The 14961-nt window shown below is 38.1% G+C and carries 17 protein-coding genes and 2 riboswitches; of the genes, 4 read left to right on the forward strand and 13 right to left on the reverse strand.

Annotation, left to right across the window (positions count from 1 at the left end):
- Positions 1-26 precede the first annotated feature (26 nt).
- The 8 genes from P0092_RS13525 to P0092_RS13560 all read right to left on the reverse strand — a co-directional run bounded on the left by P0092_RS13525 (position 27) and on the right by P0092_RS13560 (position 6677).
- Complete coding sequence (locus P0092_RS13525; RefSeq protein ID WP_004617504.1) at positions 27-1004, reverse strand: tocopherol cyclase family protein; 978 nt, start codon at positions 1002-1004, stop codon at positions 27-29.
- Positions 1005-1068: 64 nt separating this feature from the next.
- Complete coding sequence (locus P0092_RS13530; RefSeq protein ID WP_242831726.1) at positions 1069-1905, reverse strand: alpha/beta hydrolase family protein; 837 nt, start codon at positions 1903-1905, stop codon at positions 1069-1071.
- A gap of 2 nt (positions 1906-1907) precedes the next feature.
- The gene (locus P0092_RS13535; RefSeq protein WP_242831725.1) at positions 1908-2657 is read right to left on the reverse strand and encodes a copper amine oxidase N-terminal domain-containing protein; all 750 of its coding nucleotides are present in this window, start codon (positions 2655-2657) and stop codon (positions 1908-1910) included.
- A gap of 149 nt (positions 2658-2806) precedes the next feature.
- Positions 2807-3247, reverse strand: coding sequence for a Fur family transcriptional regulator (locus tag P0092_RS13540; RefSeq protein WP_004617502.1), 441 nt, complete (start codon positions 3245-3247; stop codon positions 2807-2809).
- Between the two features lie 134 nt (positions 3248-3381).
- The gene (locus P0092_RS13545; protein WP_004617501.1) at positions 3382-3567 is read right to left on the reverse strand and encodes a hypothetical protein; all 186 of its coding nucleotides are present in this window, start codon (positions 3565-3567) and stop codon (positions 3382-3384) included.
- 12 nt (positions 3568-3579) lie between these two features.
- Positions 3580-3960 (reverse strand): DUF1667 domain-containing protein, encoded by a 381-nt coding sequence (locus P0092_RS13550; protein WP_004617500.1) that lies wholly within the window; start codon positions 3958-3960, stop codon positions 3580-3582.
- On the reverse strand, positions 3953-5191 hold the full coding sequence (locus P0092_RS13555) for an NAD(P)/FAD-dependent oxidoreductase (RefSeq protein WP_004617499.1): 1239 nt from the start codon (positions 5189-5191) through the stop codon (positions 3953-3955). The genes P0092_RS13550 and P0092_RS13555 overlap by 8 nt, the downstream gene beginning before the upstream one ends.
- A 19-nt stretch (positions 5192-5210) precedes the next feature.
- Positions 5211-6677, reverse strand: a complete 1467-nt coding sequence (locus tag P0092_RS13560; RefSeq protein WP_004617498.1) for an NAD(P)/FAD-dependent oxidoreductase — start codon at positions 6675-6677, stop codon at positions 5211-5213.
- Between the two features lie 312 nt (positions 6678-6989).
- Between P0092_RS13560 and P0092_RS13565 the strand changes: the two genes are divergently transcribed.
- Positions 6990-7214: a hypothetical protein gene (locus P0092_RS13565; RefSeq protein WP_004617497.1), complete on the forward strand. Its 225-nt coding sequence runs from the start codon at positions 6990-6992 to the stop codon at positions 7212-7214.
- 37 nt (positions 7215-7251) lie between these two features.
- Here the strand turns inward: P0092_RS13565 and P0092_RS13570 are convergent, their stop codons facing one another.
- The 5 genes from P0092_RS13570 to ribD all read right to left on the reverse strand — a co-directional run bounded on the left by P0092_RS13570 (position 7252) and on the right by ribD (position 12192).
- Positions 7252-8181 carry a magnesium transporter CorA family protein gene (locus P0092_RS13570; RefSeq protein WP_004617496.1) on the reverse strand — a complete coding sequence of 310 codons (930 nt, stop codon included), beginning with the start codon at positions 8179-8181 and terminating at the stop codon, positions 7252-7254.
- Between the two features lie 231 nt (positions 8182-8412).
- A riboswitch (M-box (ykoK) riboswitch) is annotated at positions 8413-8581 on the reverse strand.
- Positions 8582-8664: 83 nt separating this feature from the next.
- Entirely contained in the window at positions 8665-9132 is a 468-nt protein-coding gene (gene ribH, locus P0092_RS13575; protein ID WP_004617495.1) for a 6,7-dimethyl-8-ribityllumazine synthase, read from the reverse strand.
- On the reverse strand, positions 9122-10384 hold the full coding sequence (locus P0092_RS13580; protein WP_004617494.1) for a bifunctional 3,4-dihydroxy-2-butanone-4-phosphate synthase/GTP cyclohydrolase II: 1263 nt from the start codon (positions 10382-10384) through the stop codon (positions 9122-9124). The genes ribH and P0092_RS13580 overlap by 11 nt, the downstream gene beginning before the upstream one ends.
- Before the next feature lie 27 nt (positions 10385-10411).
- Positions 10412-11068 (reverse strand): riboflavin synthase, encoded by a 657-nt coding sequence (locus tag P0092_RS13585; RefSeq protein WP_004617493.1) that lies wholly within the window; start codon positions 11066-11068, stop codon positions 10412-10414.
- A 20-nt stretch (positions 11069-11088) separates the two neighbouring features.
- Positions 11089-12192, reverse strand: coding sequence for a bifunctional diaminohydroxyphosphoribosylaminopyrimidine deaminase/5-amino-6-(5-phosphoribosylamino)uracil reductase RibD (gene ribD, locus P0092_RS13590; protein ID WP_004617492.1), 1104 nt, complete (start codon positions 12190-12192; stop codon positions 11089-11091).
- Positions 12193-12275: 83 nt separating this feature from the next.
- Positions 12276-12401, reverse strand: a riboswitch (FMN riboswitch).
- A gap of 197 nt (positions 12402-12598) precedes the next feature.
- Here ribD and P0092_RS13595 point away from each other — a divergent pair.
- The 3 genes from P0092_RS13595 (at position 12599) to P0092_RS13605 (ending at position 14872) form a co-directional block, all read left to right on the forward strand.
- Positions 12599-13840 carry a DNA polymerase Y family protein gene (locus tag P0092_RS13595; protein WP_004617491.1) on the forward strand — a complete coding sequence of 414 codons (1242 nt, stop codon included), beginning with the start codon at positions 12599-12601 and terminating at the stop codon, positions 13838-13840.
- A gap of 9 nt (positions 13841-13849) precedes the next feature.
- On the forward strand, positions 13850-14083 hold the full coding sequence (locus tag P0092_RS13600) for a hypothetical protein (RefSeq protein ID WP_004617490.1): 234 nt from the start codon (positions 13850-13852) through the stop codon (positions 14081-14083).
- Between the two features lie 168 nt (positions 14084-14251).
- On the forward strand, positions 14252-14872 hold the full coding sequence (locus P0092_RS13605) for an SOS response-associated peptidase (RefSeq protein ID WP_004617489.1): 621 nt from the start codon (positions 14252-14254) through the stop codon (positions 14870-14872).
- Positions 14873-14961 lie beyond the last annotated feature (89 nt).

Here is a 14961-nt window from a genome sequence, read left to right on the forward strand (position 1 = left end):
TCATAATATAATAAATGGGTAAAGATTTAATTTTCCGTTTCAAATTGTAAGAAGTCCCCTGCCAGTTCCAATCCCGTATTATTACCCTTATCTGAAAAAATAATATTACCCTTTTTATCTTGCAAAATAACGTCTACCTGAGATGTTATACTTTCGGTTATATCTATATCCATCATACCGTTTTTCGGAGCCTTTAAAACTCCTCCCCTTGCTACTGAAGCTTTTATTGAAAGTATATTCTTTGAATCTTCCACAACAATTTCAAGAATGTTATTTACATAAGATAGCTTCTTAATTTTAGCTCCGGTATAAGTGGCAAACCTAAAAAAATCATCTCCAAACTTTAAAAATGAAATCAAACCGTCAAAACTTGAGGTCAACCATGGTATGGATGCAATAGAAAACATAAGACAAGTATTTTCCGATTTAAAATGATTGCATTGAAGCCAAATCCAAGACTTTGGAAAAGAAGTTCCCCAGTCCTTTTCAAGATACCCGTAACCTCCGGTAAAATCCGTATCCTTGCCATTGATACATAAAAATCCTTCAATCTCGCAATGTATGTTTACAATTCCGTGATAACATTCCATAAAGGGTATAAAAGAAAAAGGCCCCATAATACCCGGATTAAATATAGTTTTGGGAAACGGAACCACCTCTGTATAACCTATTTTACCTCTTAAATTGAAGCCCTCATCCTTTATATTAATAGAGAAACCATTTCTGTCGAAGTGATTGTCTTTTATGGAAATATGAAAGTCTTTTACAGAATATGAAAAGTCACTGATTGAAAACCTTTTGTAAAGTGTTTTCCCTGAAACCCCATCAATTATCTGTATAAAAGCATGCTTGTCGCTTTTGGTTTTTGACACACCGGGAATAACCGCATAAATATTTTTAGCATTTTTATCAATTATTTTAAAATACCAGCCCTCAAAATAGCCTCTACGTCTATATCTTCCCTGATATATTTCGGGGTTAAAAATTCTGTTGATTAAATACATAAAGAAACACTCCGTTAGTTGTATATAACGAAGTGTTCCCATTTTTTGAATTCTTAAGCTAGTATTATTTCTTTATAAAGGCTGCAATGTCATTTATAATGTATTGTGGAACATTTCCTTTAACATAATATTCAGCAGGAGTGGATTGTCCTTCTCCCTCCATATACATATGATTCAGTTTGGGATAAAGCTTGAATTCTGCATTTGATTTACCTTCAAAAGCTTTTTTCCATCCTTCATAGTCCGTTTTCGTACTGACTTGATAATCTCTTTCACCTTGCAGTACAAGTACCGGTTTTTCAATTTGTCCGGCCATTCCAATAACATCATAGTTTTTCATATCATAGAAGTAATATGGAGTTCCGAGGCTATAGCCCTTAGGGGGATTTTCCGGATTAAAGCTCTTGTCCTGTATGAGAGCAGCCTGTGCCTTTGCAGCCTCGGCCTGCTCCTCAGTTGCCATACCAAGTCCTGCAAGATATTTATATTGCTCCGGCAGAAGCTCATATAAAGGTCTGGAACATCCGCTCATTATTATTCCGGCCTTGAATGTACCTGTTTTATCTGTGCCAAGTATCCTGGGCAAATCATATCCGCCCTCACTATGACCCAATACGGTAATATTTGAAGCATCTATACCATCTATTGTTTTGAGATAATTTGCTGCAGCAAAAGCGTCCTCTTCAAATTCTTCAGTCATGGTCAGTTTCGGTAATGACTGTATTCTAACTCCATATTCCAAAGTTCTTTTCTCGTATCTCAAAACTGCTACTCCCTGACTTGCAAGACCCACTGCCAAATCTCGGAAAGGCTTTAAGGGGCCCAAGGTTTCATCCCTGTCATTAGGGCCTGAACCGTGTACCAATATAATTGCCGGAAACGGGCCTTTCCCCTTTGGCATTGTCAGAGTACCGGGAAGCTTCCATTCTCCTTCTCCGATTGCAACCTCTTTTTCAGTATATTTGCAGAATTATCATATGAAGGTTTTGAGTATGTAAATTGTGATGAATCAGCTGCCTGATTAAATTCATCTATTTTTCCGTTATAGTCAAATCTCATAATAAAATTGTATTTGGCCGTCTGAATTGTAAATGGTATAAAAACATTCTGGTGTACGGTATTTTTAGCTAAAGTCATTGTTTTAACATCAGGCTCAATAACTGAAAACGCAGGAGCCAATGCAGAATTTATAAATTCCGTAGTCGCATATTTTGAAAAACTTTTGCTGAGTAAAAATGAAGCATCTGCGGTTTTTCCGGCTTTAACCATACCTATGAACTTCATGGAAATAAGTTTAATATAGTCATCGCATGTAAGCTTTAGTCCAAGCTGGGAATTTAAAACACTTAATGGTAAAATTGTTCTTCCCTCTTCAACCTTAACTTTTTCTTTTAAAACCTTCGCCTTTCCGTTTAATATAATATCACAACGGTTGACAAAAAGTTTTAATTCATTACTTCCCAGCTTAACTGTAGTAATTTGTTTTTTACCGTCCCAGGAAACTTGTCCTCCCATTGCTTCACAAGCAAGCTTGACAGGGACATATATATCCCCTGACACTGACTGTTTGTTTTCTGAAGCGGCATAAGCTGCTGTTCCGCCCAGAATGAGAATTATCAGCATTAAGCTGATTAATCTTGTAACTTTTTTCATTATTTTCCCTCCATTTATTGTAAATTCAAGCTTAATTATACTCTGACCTATAATATAAACTATATTAATTTAAATAAATTTAAAGGCACAGTAGGTAAATAATTTTGTTTATTTTTCCACTATGCCTTCTATAAATATAGTTATATAATTTATTCCCTGCACTTTTTACATAATCCATAGAACTGTACTCTGTGGTCTTTTACCAGAAAACCGTTCTTTCTGAGAATTTCTTCCTCCAGATTATCCAGTAAGTCCTCCTCAACTTCCGAAACACCACCGCAGGAACTGCAAATAAGATGATGATGTCTGTGATCCTCATTGGGTTTGACCAACTCATATCTGCTAAAACCGTCATCAAAATCAAGTTTATGAACAAGATTAAGCTTATCCAGCAAAACCATAGTTCTGTACACTGTTGCAAGTCCAATTTCAGGATGCTTGGCTTTAACCATATTGAACAGCTCCTCAGTACTTACATGTTGTCCGGAACACTGAACCAATGTATCAAGGATTGCCGCTCTTTGCCCTGTAAATTTATATCCGCATTCCTTTAATTTTTCTTTTAAAAAGCTGCTATCGCCAGTATTCAAAAGATAGTCCTCCTTCAACTATTTCGCAGGTTTTCCACAATGAACATCCTTTACAATTTTCACATTCCCGCTTTTCTATAAATATTTTACCACATCTTGGGCGCTTTGTATTTTCTTTTTTCCCTTAATTATATTCAAGGTTTATTTTGTTTGTCCTTTACATCATAACCCTGACAATTCTTCCCCGATGACTGGCGAACGGAAACAGAAGGCATCTGTCTGCCTTTAAAGCCAAAAAGCCTACATCCGTAAGGCATTCTGGCTTCATAAGTTATAAAGTAATGCTTGCATTTCAGGCAATTGACTTTTTCCTGTTCCATAAAACCTCCAGTTTACATTTTTTCTAATCTAGCAACCTCCTTGGTGGATATGAGCTGTGCTCCCGTTTCCAAAAGGTCATTCATAATTATCTGATGAAATTTTACCGGGGCTTCAAGTCGGATTTTTCTTATTTCCTCCAAAGCCGCGGCTATCTTTTCTTTAGGAACAGGTTTGTCAGTTCTGACACTTACCAAAGGCAACGCACCGTTAATTACACCTACAGTTGATGTAATGCTTCTTTTTGGGCATTGGATTTCGTTTACAGCGTATTCCTCACCTTTTTTGCATGAAGCATTTTCTACTTGTGTTACTTTGTTATTTTCATCATAGGAAACATTCATTCTGCAACCATTTGGACAAACTATGCAAACTATTTCACGGCTTTTATTCATCTATGTATACCTCCAGACCTCTTATATCCTTGAGTTCATGGGATTTTAGCTCAATTCTTACCATTTCGGCAGGATTCAAAGCCATAAAGAATTTTTTCTTTAATTGTTTTTCCCCGTCTTTAAAAACTATTGTTTTTCTTTTTGAAGGAATAGTAACCCTCATTGAGAAAGTAATATCCTTATCTGCCGAAATTGTCTGTGGGAGAACATATCTGATACCCTTGCCGGCTTTAACCGTAATCTCTGCCTCTCCGGTCTTAATGCTCTTTATATAGGAAACTGCACTTTTAGCCGCAAGTTCGCCTTCAGCAGAAACATAGTCAACCAAATCATGTACCTGTAAAACATTGCCGCATGCAAATATTCCGGGTATACTGGTTTGAAGGTTTTCGTCCACGGACGCACCTCCTGTAACATTATCCAGAATAATTCCTGCATTTAGTGCAACCTCATTTTCGGGTATCAATCCAACTGATAAAATTAATGTATCACAGTCAAATTTTATAGATGTCCCACGTACAGGGTCTTCCTTTTCATTTACTTTTGCTACAGTTACGCTTTTAACCCGCTCATGGCCCTCTATATTTGTTACAGTATGACTTAACAAAAGCGGTATGCCAAAATCTTCAAGGCACTGGGTTATATTTCTTTGCAGACCGCTGGAATAAGGAAGTTTTTCTACAACGGCCAAAACCTCAGCACCTTCTAGGGTTAACCTTCTTGCCATTATAAGTCCTATATCCCCTGAGCCAAGTATCACTATTTTTTTTCCTACCATTATATTTCTGATATTAACCAGATTTTGAGCTACCCCTGCTGTAAAAACACCTGCCGGACGGGTTCCCGGTATGCATATTGCACCCCTTGTCCTCTCCCTGCACCCCATTGCAAGTATTATAGCCCCTGCCTTGTAGGTTCTTATTCCCTCAGGGCTTATGGTTGTAACTTCTCTGTTGCTGCTGATATCCTGAACCATGGTGTTTGTGGCTATTTCTATTTGAAGTCTTTCAGCCTCGTCTATATATTTTCTGGCATACTCAGGGCCGGTCAGGGCTTCATTGAACTTTACAATTCCAAATCCATCATGAATACATTGGTTTAATATACCTCCGGCAACAGGCTCTCTTTCAACCACAAGAATATCTTCTATCCCATTCTCTTTAGCCTCTATAGCCGCAGCCAGTCCTGCCGGGCCTGCACCAACTATAACTAAATCTTTATTTATTATCATACGCCTCACCTATACTTTTTTACTTTACCTGTCCGGTAAACAGTTTTGAATTTTTACCCCGCAAAGTTATTTCTTCAGGATTTAACCCTTTTTCATTTTTCAATATATCTACAATTCTGGTCAGGCAGTAACCACCCTGACATCTTCCCATCATTGCTCTGGCTCTGTATTTAATTCCTGCAAGAGTTGTAACCCCAAGTGGATTATTTACTGCGTCCAATATTTCTTTTTTTGTGATTCCCTCGCATCTGCAAACTATCTCTCCATACTCGGGACATTCTTTTATTAACGTCTCCTTTTGCTCCTCAGGTAATTCTCTGAACTGAACAATGCCTTTTCTTTCAGCCGTAAAGTCCTTTTTAGATATCAGATCTTCTTTGTTTGCAATAATATCCCTAACCATACGGCTGATTGGCGCTGATGATGTAAGTCCCGGTGATTCAATTCCTATAAGGTTTATAAGGTTTGGTACCACCTTTGATTCCTCTATAACGAAATCCCCGAAACCTCCTGTTTTAGGCCCTACAATTTTTGACCTGATACCGGTATAGCTTCTTATAATATGTTTCATGCTCAGAGGCGGAAGAAGTTCCTTTGCCTCTTTAAAAAGCTTGTCCATTACGGTCTTTGTAGCACTGTAGTCATTTTTTGTTTTAATATACTCTGCACTCGGGCCGATAAGTATGTTTCCTTCCATTGTAGGTGTCAGGTGAACCCCAAGTCCTCCGATTCCGGGCCTTGGAACAGGGTAAACAGGCATATTCAAATACTGGCTTGTACGTTTGTCCAATATGAAGTACTCTCCACGGCAGGGATAAATCTTGTAGCCTGTTTCTCCTGCCATTGAAGCTATCCTGTCTGAATAGAGTCCTGCACTGTTAATGACGTATCTGCTATAGTAATACGTTTCTCCTGCCTTTATACGAAAGAGATTATTTCTTTTTGAAATTCCCTTTACCTCGGTTTCCAGAAAGAACTTAGCTCCGTTTTGCGCTGCATTTTCGGCAAGAGCTACCGTATACAGAAATGGGTTTGTTATTGCCGTATTTGGAGATAGCATCGCTCCAACCCCTCCCACGTGAGGTTCCAGCTTCTTAACAACGTCTTCACCTACAAATTCAAGACCTTTCACACCATTTTTTTTACCGTTTTCTATTAACTTGTCTATCCCCGCAAAATCGCTTTCATCAAAAGCAACTATTAGCTTTCCTGTTTTTTTATATGGAACATCCAGCTCTCTGCACAGACTTTCAAAGCCCTCATTTCCTTCCACACAAAACTTTGCCATAAGACTGCCGGGCTTATTGTTAAAGCCTGCATGTACTACAGCACTGTTTCTTCCGCTGGTTCCGGCTGCCACATCGCTTTCCTTTTCAAAAACCGCAATTTTAAGTTGATATCTGGAAAGCTCTCTTGCTATTGCGCAGCCTACTGCACCTGCACCAACTATTACAATATCAAATTGATTTTGAGTATTTATTTCCATTTATTACCTCCAAGAGACATCAATACCTAATTTCTTACAAAAATATATTTGAATTATAGCACAATTCCATTCTTAAAAAAATGCTTAGAACTTATGTGATGATTATTTCCGAAAAAAATGTACATTCTCAGATTTTTTACATATACTTAATATAAGCAAGGAATTTGGAGCTATAATACAAGCTTGCCATTTTTTCATGACACCTCCTTGTACACGAACATAAATATGTCAGTTTCAAGGATAACTGACTTTGGCTATTTTCGAGCAATATGGTATAATTCTTTTGATTATTAAAAGAAAGAGTGATGAGTTTTGTATTCCCGTAAGGAAAAATATTATGATGGCCGGGGAATTTTAAGAAATCCCGGAGACAGTTTCTTTGATAAAGAAGGAATACTGAGGGATCCGGGTGAAGATTATTTCGATTATTTCAGTATATTAAGAAAAGCTGATGAAAACTTTTATGATAGTCAGGGGCTATTAAGAAATTATGATGAAAGTTTTTATGATGGTGCAGGTAACATGTGTGAAAGATAATAAAGGATGTCTCTTAATCGAGGCATCCTTTTTATATTTAAAATAATTTTTTCTTGTAAAGTGTGTATCCCGTAACCATGCACATTACCACAGCAATGATTACTATAAACCAGAATGAGTGTCCTCCTCTTAAAGGCAAATCAACATTCATACCAAAGAAGCTTGAAATCATTGTAGGTATTGCCATAACAATAGTTACTGATGTTAAAAACTTCATTACTATATTGAGGTTGTTGGATATAACGGAAGCAAAAGCATCCATGGTTCCCGACAGAATACTGCTGTATATATTGGCCATCTCAATAGCCTGCTTGTTTTCTATGATAACATCCTCAAGAAGTTCTTGGTCTTCAGGGTAATTCTTTATATATTCAAACTTCATTAATTTTTCAAGAACTACTTCATTTGATTTCAATGCTGTTGAAAAGTATACAAGACTCTTTTCAAGTTTAAGCATTTGAATTACTTCCTTGTTTTTCATAGATTTGTAAACTTCCTGCTCCACTCTGCTGCTTGTTTTGTCTATATGCTTGAGGTACTGTAAGTACCTTGTTGCATTCCTGTAGAGTATCTGCAGCACAAACCTTGTCTTAAATTGAGTTAAAAAAGATTTAACTCTGTTATTTGCAAAATCATTAAGTATTGTGTCTTCTTTCAGACACACTGTAATAATCATGTGCTTTATAAGTATAATTGCAAGAGGTATGGTTGTGTATACATTCAACTTAGCCTCTTTTTCTACAATAGGCACGTCAACAATTATAAGGGTTTGGCCGTTATCGCTCTCAATACGCGCCCTTTCCTCTTCATCAAGTGCAGCCTTAAGAAAGTCCATTTCCACACCCAATGTATTGTGCACCTTTACAATTTCTTCTTCAGTAGGATTAATGAGATTCACCCATACTCCATCCTCAAATGTTTCTGTACGCACTATTTCATTGTTTACTGTCTTATAAATTTCAATCATAGATATCCCTCTTCTCTATATAGTCTTACATTAAGGGATTATTTGCATACATTACTTTGTTGATAAAGTAAACGGCACAGCAAACAAGCCCTTACAAATTATTGAATTACGTATGTGATATTTACTATCAGGGTCGCAATCCATACCGTTCACCTCCTAAAGAAATTAAAAAAGAAATTAAAAGCAATAAAAAAACCCATCGCAAAACGAGTGACGGATTTATGTCATAAAAATAACCTTCACTCGTTGAGTTTTAGCACTATACAGCTTTGGACCACTTCTCTCCAGCTACATTAAGTAAAACCTTATTTCGGTAGTACCTGTTGACCCATTGGCATCTCTCGATGTTTCCGGGCAGCAGCATATATCTGTATAGGAACCTCACCTAACGAATATTTAATTAACAAAGTAATTATATACCTCTATTGTTCTTTTTTCAATATCTATAGATAATTAAATTTTTTAGAATTTTTTCTGGAGTTTCTAAAGCTGTTTAAGCAGGTTTGCCATTTCTATTGCCGTTACGGCTGCATCATATCCTTTGTTCCCTGCTTTGGTGCCTGCACGTTCAATGGCCTGCTCAATGGTATCGGTAGTAAGTACTCCGAAAATAACCGGAACCCCTGTGTCAAGTGATATTTTGGCTATACCTTTTGACACCTCACCCGCCACATAGTCAAAGTGCGGTGTAGAGCCCCTGATAACTGCTCCTGCACAAATTACTGCTGAATACTTGCCTGAATTAGCCATTTTTTGAGCCGCTATTGGTATTTCAAAGGCGCCGGGAACCCAGGATACAGTGATATCCGATTCGTCAGCCCCATGCCTTACCAATCCGTCTATAGCCCCGGACAAAAGCTTGCTGCTAATAAACTCATTAAATCGCCCTACAACAATCCCAAACTTTAAACCCCTTGCAATAAGATTACCTTCATTTGTTTTAATGGACATTTCTATTTTCCTCCTGATGCACTGTTGTATTTTCCTGACTTGCATTATTGTTCAAGCCTTCAAATAAATGGCCCATTTTTTCTTTTTTAGTTCTAAGATAAAATTCATTTTTTTCATTTTCTTTTATTTGTATAGGCTCCCGTCCAACTACCTCCAGACCATAACCATTTAGCCCAACCAGTTTTTTGGGGTTGTTAGTCAGCAGCTTTATTTTCTTTATTCCTAAATCGTACAAGATTTGAGCACCTATGCCGTAATCTCTCAAATCTGCCGGAAAGCCCAGTTTTATATTTGCTTCAACAGTATCCATCCCTTGGTCCTGAAGCTCGTATGCACGTATTTTATTTATAAGACCGATGCCCCGTCCCTCCTGACGCATATAAAGCAAAACTCCTTTTCCTTCACGGTTGATTCTGCTCAATGCCGCTTCAAGCTGTTCTCCGCAGTCGCACCGTTTGGAATGAAAAGCATCCCCTGTGAGACATTCGGAATGTACTCTGACCAGAATGGGGTCTGTTGAGTCTGCTACATTCCCCTTTACAAGTGCTACATGGTGTTCACCATTTGTAGTGTTCTCATATCCGATTATTTTAAATTCTCCATAAGCCGTGGGCATTTTTGCTTCGGCAGCTCTTTTAATCAACTTTTCATTTTTTCTTCGATACTCAATAAGCCCTGCTACCGTTATTACCTTTAACCCATGCTTCCGAGAAAATTCCAATAATTGTGGAACTCTTGCCATTCTTCCATCATCATTCATTATTTCACATATTACTCCCGCCGGATAAAGTCCCGCCATTCGGGTCAGGTCAACTGCAGCTTCGGTATGTCCGGCGCGCTTGAGAACTCCTCCCTCCCTTGCTATAAGCGGAAATATATGCCCCGGTTTTTTGAAATCTCCCTGACGAGCATTCATATTTGTAAGCTCAATTATTGTATGTGCTCTTTCAAAAGCCGAAATACCAGTTGTTGAATCCTTGTGGTCCACAGTTATGGTAAATGCTGTACCGAGACGTTCCTCATTGTGGTTTACCATAGGAAAAAGTTCCAGTTCCCTTGCTCTGTCCGCTGTAAGCGGAACACATATCATGCCTTTTCCATAGGTAGCCATGAAATTTATACTTTCAGGGGTAGTCTTTTCGGCTGCCATAAGGAGGTCTCCTTCATTTTCCCTGTCTTCATCATCCACCACTATAATTATCTTGCCTTGGCGGATATCTTCTATTGCCTCTTCTATTGAACTAAAATTCATGAAACTCACTTCCTTTTTTATTTTATATTACATAAATCCGTGTTCCCTGAGAAATTCAGCCGATAAATTACTTCTGGAAGGTTCTGACTCCAAGGGTTCACCTTTTAACATCTTTTCTACGTACTTGCCTATAATGTCACATTCTATATTTACTCTGTCACCAATACTTTTGGAGCCAAGTATGGTGAATCCCCGGGTCAGCGGTATGAGGGAAACCGTAAAAGTACTTGAAGTCAGCTCCGCTATAGTAAGACTTGTACCGTCCAGAGACACCGAACCCTTTTGAACAATATATTTCATAATCTGTTCAGGTGCAGTAATTGTAATAAGAACTGCATTATCCTCTTTTTTTAACTCGGTAATAATCCCCGTTCCGTCAATATGACCGCTGACTATATGGCCTCCCAGTCTGTCAGCAAGTCTTAAAGCCCTCTCCAGGTTCACCTTTTTACCGGGTTTCAGCTTTTCAAGTCCTGTTTTCCTCATAGTTTCCGGCATTACATCTGCCGTAAACCAGTTTCCTCCCAATTCAGTAACCGTAAGGCATATACCGTTTACAGCTATGCTGTCCCCTTTAACAGTGCCTTCAATTACAGTTGTACATTCTATGGAAAGCTTAATTGAGCTGCTGCCGTATACAATGTTTTTTACACTTCCCATTTCTTCAACAATCCCCGTGAACACATATGTCACCTCCTAAATCGCTATTCGTCTGCAATATATCCCTCTATAAGTACATCCCTGTCAAACCCCTCAACTCTGATATCCGACAGAGCTATGGCATCCTTCATTTCTTCTATTCCCTCGCCTCCTACAGGCGTTACAGCCGAACTTCCGCCTATTATCTTGGGTGAAACAAAAGTCATTACCTTATTCACTATACCTGCCTCAAGTGCCGAAAAGTTAAGGTTACCCCCTCCCTCCAAAAGAACACTGTCAATTTCAAGCTTATACAATTCCCTCATAAGCTCCCCGAGATTCACCTTACCACTTTTCTCAATGGTTTTTATAATCCTTACCCCACGTGATAAAAGCTGAGTTTCCTTGTCTTTATTGATTCTATCTGTAGTTGCGAGTATAAGTCCTGCATTTGAATCACCGTTAATTACCCTGCTATCCATCGGAATCCTTCCTCTACTGTCAACTACGATACGGACAGGGTCAATGCCATCTCCGGAGGATGGTCTTGCTGTCAATGATGGATTATCCTTTATTATTGTGTTTACCCCTACCATAATTGAAGATACTCTGTTACGTATTTTATGGACATACTCTCTTGAGGGTTCACTGCTTATCCATCTGGAGTCTCCTGTAACCGATGCAATTTTACCGTCTAAAGTCATTGCCGTTTTCATAATTACAAAGGGAAGTTGTTTTGTTATATAGTGTATGAATATTTCATTCAGCCTTCTTGCCTCTTCCTCAAGGACTCCCACTATTACATTAATATTGGCATCTTTTAGTATCTGTATGCCCTTTCCTGATACCTTTGGGTTTGGGTCCACCATCGCTACAACTACTTCCTTGATTCCAGACTCCGCAATGGCTTTTGCACACGGAGGCGTCCTTCCGTAGTGTGAGCACGGCTCAAGATTTACATAAATAGTCGCACCCGAAATATCAGAGGTAGCATTCTGAAAAGCACAAACTTCGGCGTGGGCACCCCCCAACGCTTCATGGAAACCTTCAGAGATTATTTCGCCATCCTTTACTATAACAGCTCCAACCAATGGATTCGGATTTGTTCTCCCCCACCCTCCTTTTGAAATTTCAAATGCCCTTTTCATATAAAACTCATGTATATTCATCTTGTTCTCCTTGCTTTTATTTCCCTTAAAATGCAAAAATCCCCAGAGGCAGACAACCCCCGGGGACAAAATAGCAAAATTAAATACACTATCTTTCATCCAGACTGTACTGTCGGCTCCGGAGTTTGACCGGATCTGCTTTCGCTCGCGGGCTTATAGCTTGTGCTATCTACCGCCGGTAAGGATTTTCACCTATCCCTGAAGTGTCATTATCATTATTAATATATTTTATTAAAGTAAACTATAGCAGTATTGGATGCTTTAGTCAAGGTATAATTTTATTCCCAGAACACAGAAAATAAAAATGAGTTATTGAGTTTATACTACACAATTTTACCTCTTTACAAGAACATTTGTTCGGATTTATAATGAATGTACGAACAAATGTTCTGACTGGAGTGACTTTATGGATAAAGTAATTTTACACTGTGACCTGAATAATTTTTATGCTTCCGTTGAATGTCTATACAATCCACAATACAGGGATTATCCTTTAGCAGTGTGCGGAAGTCAGGATTTACGTCATGGAATCGTCCTGGCCAAAAACTATATTGCAAAAAGTTTTGGGATAAAAACAGGTGAGGCTATCTGGCAAGCAAAACAAAAGTGTCCAAACCTCGTTATTGTTAATCCTAATTACGCTTTATACCTGAGGTTTTCAAAGGAAGCCCGAGAAATTTATTCCCGATATTCCAACCTTGTTGAGAGTTTTGGCATAGATGAGTGCTGGATTGACGTTTCTGAAAGCACCAAGCTTTTCGGGGAAGGAGAAAAGATTGCAAATGAAATACGTGAACTTATTAAAACAGAGCTTGGTGTTACTGCTTCAGTAGGAGTGAGTTTTAATAAAATATTTGCAAAGCTCGGGTCCGATTTAAAAAAGCCGGATCATACTACTGTTATCAGTCAAAATAATTTTAAGGAAATGGTTTGGAATTTAAATGTTGGTGAATTGCTTTATGTGGGCAGGTCAACCCGCAGGAAACTTAATCAGGTGGGCATAATGACTATCGGAGACCTTGCAGGGACGCCTCTCTCTTTCATTAAAAGGTATCTTGGAAAATGGGGCGAAACTCTCTGGAATTTTGCTAATGGCATGGACTATTCCGAAGTAACTGCAACAGAGTACCACGAAACTATAAAAGGCATAGGAAACAGTATGACAACCGCAAGAGATCTTGTAAACACCGAGGATGTCATGCTTACTTTTACCGTATTGGCTGAAAGTGTTGGTGAAAGGCTTAGAAAACATAATTTGAAGGGTTCTACAATACAGATTTCCATTCGTGATAATGAGCTTGCATCAATTGAGCGACAAGCAAAACTCCCGGTTCCCAGTTATATATCCGGTGAAATTTCACGTAAAGCTATGGATATTTTTAATGCAAATTGGGGTTGGCATAAACCTATACGTTCTCTTGGTATACGTTCAACGGATTTGGTTACGGCGGATACTCATACCCAGCTTTCTTTTTTTGAGGATTATAATAAACGTCCACAATTGGAAACTCTGGAATTCAGTATTGATGCCATTCGTAAAAGGTTTGGACATTATTCTGTTCAAAGGGCGATTTTGCTTAAAGATAGTGCTCTTAATGCCAACCCCGTTGAAGACAATATTATTCATCCTGTTTCATTTTTTAGGTAAGGTGATATTATGAAGAAAGTTTTTGTACAATTAGACGCAACTTTTTCTCCCAGTGGTGAGCTGATACCTGTTTCTTTTGTTTGGGAGGACGGCTCAAAATATATAATAGACAAGGTATACGACTATAAAAAAGCGGCAAGCTTAAAGGTAGGAGGTCAAGGTATCCGCTACCGTTGTAGAGTTATGGGAAAAGAAGTATTTATTTTTTTTGAGGAAGGACGTTGGTTTGTGGAAGGCAAGTAACTCTTACAACCTCGTCATCCACGGAAAATAACTAATTCCCTCATTGACCTTATCACCATCACCAACCCATTTACCTTTTATAATACCTATTTTTTTGTTTGGGAAGATGGAGTAAAATATATAGTAAATAAGGTAGGCCAATAAGTAACTTTTAAGGAGCAACATTTTATGTGTGGAAGATATGCTATTTTTACAGAGGAAGAAAATCAGGATTTAAGAAATATAGTTAATGATATTAATGAAAGACTTAAGGGAAAAGCTGCAACAATGAAAACAGGTGAGATTTTTCCCACTGATACCGTTCCTGTTATAACTGATATTTCTTCTAATGGCAAAAAATCAACTGATTTATTTAAGTGGGGGTTTCCCAATTTCAAGCAGTCCGGCGGGGTTATTATAAATGCCAGAAGTGAAACCGTTCATGAAAAACCCACCTTTAGAAACCTTCTGCAATCAGGACGATGCATTATTCCTGCAAGCGGCTTTTATGAATGGAGAAAAGCTGACGGTAAAAAAGAAAAGTATTTTATTCGCTCAGCATCAGGTAATGTAATATACATGGCCGGACTGTACAATAGGTTCATTGATAACATTGGAGATGTTAATAACAGATTTGTTATCCTTACTACCGATGCAAACGAGCAAATGTCATATGTACACGGCAGGATGCCCGTAATTTTAAGGCCGGAGGATTCTTCTGTATGGCTTGACTGCAAGAGTAACTATTTAATGGTTTCAAAGCTTTTTAAACCTTATGGTGAAAGTATTTTGTTAGATAAAATTGGATAATGTATATAGCAAATAATGTGGCAAAGAAATCTTTACCACATTATTTTACTCATCAACAATGTTTACGACAATATTTAGTGGGAAATTAC

The sequence above is a fragment of the Ruminiclostridium papyrosolvens DSM 2782 genome (genome assembly GCF_029318685.1).
GTDB classification, from domain to species: domain Bacteria; phylum Bacillota; class Clostridia; order Acetivibrionales; family DSM-1351; genus Ruminiclostridium; species Ruminiclostridium papyrosolvens.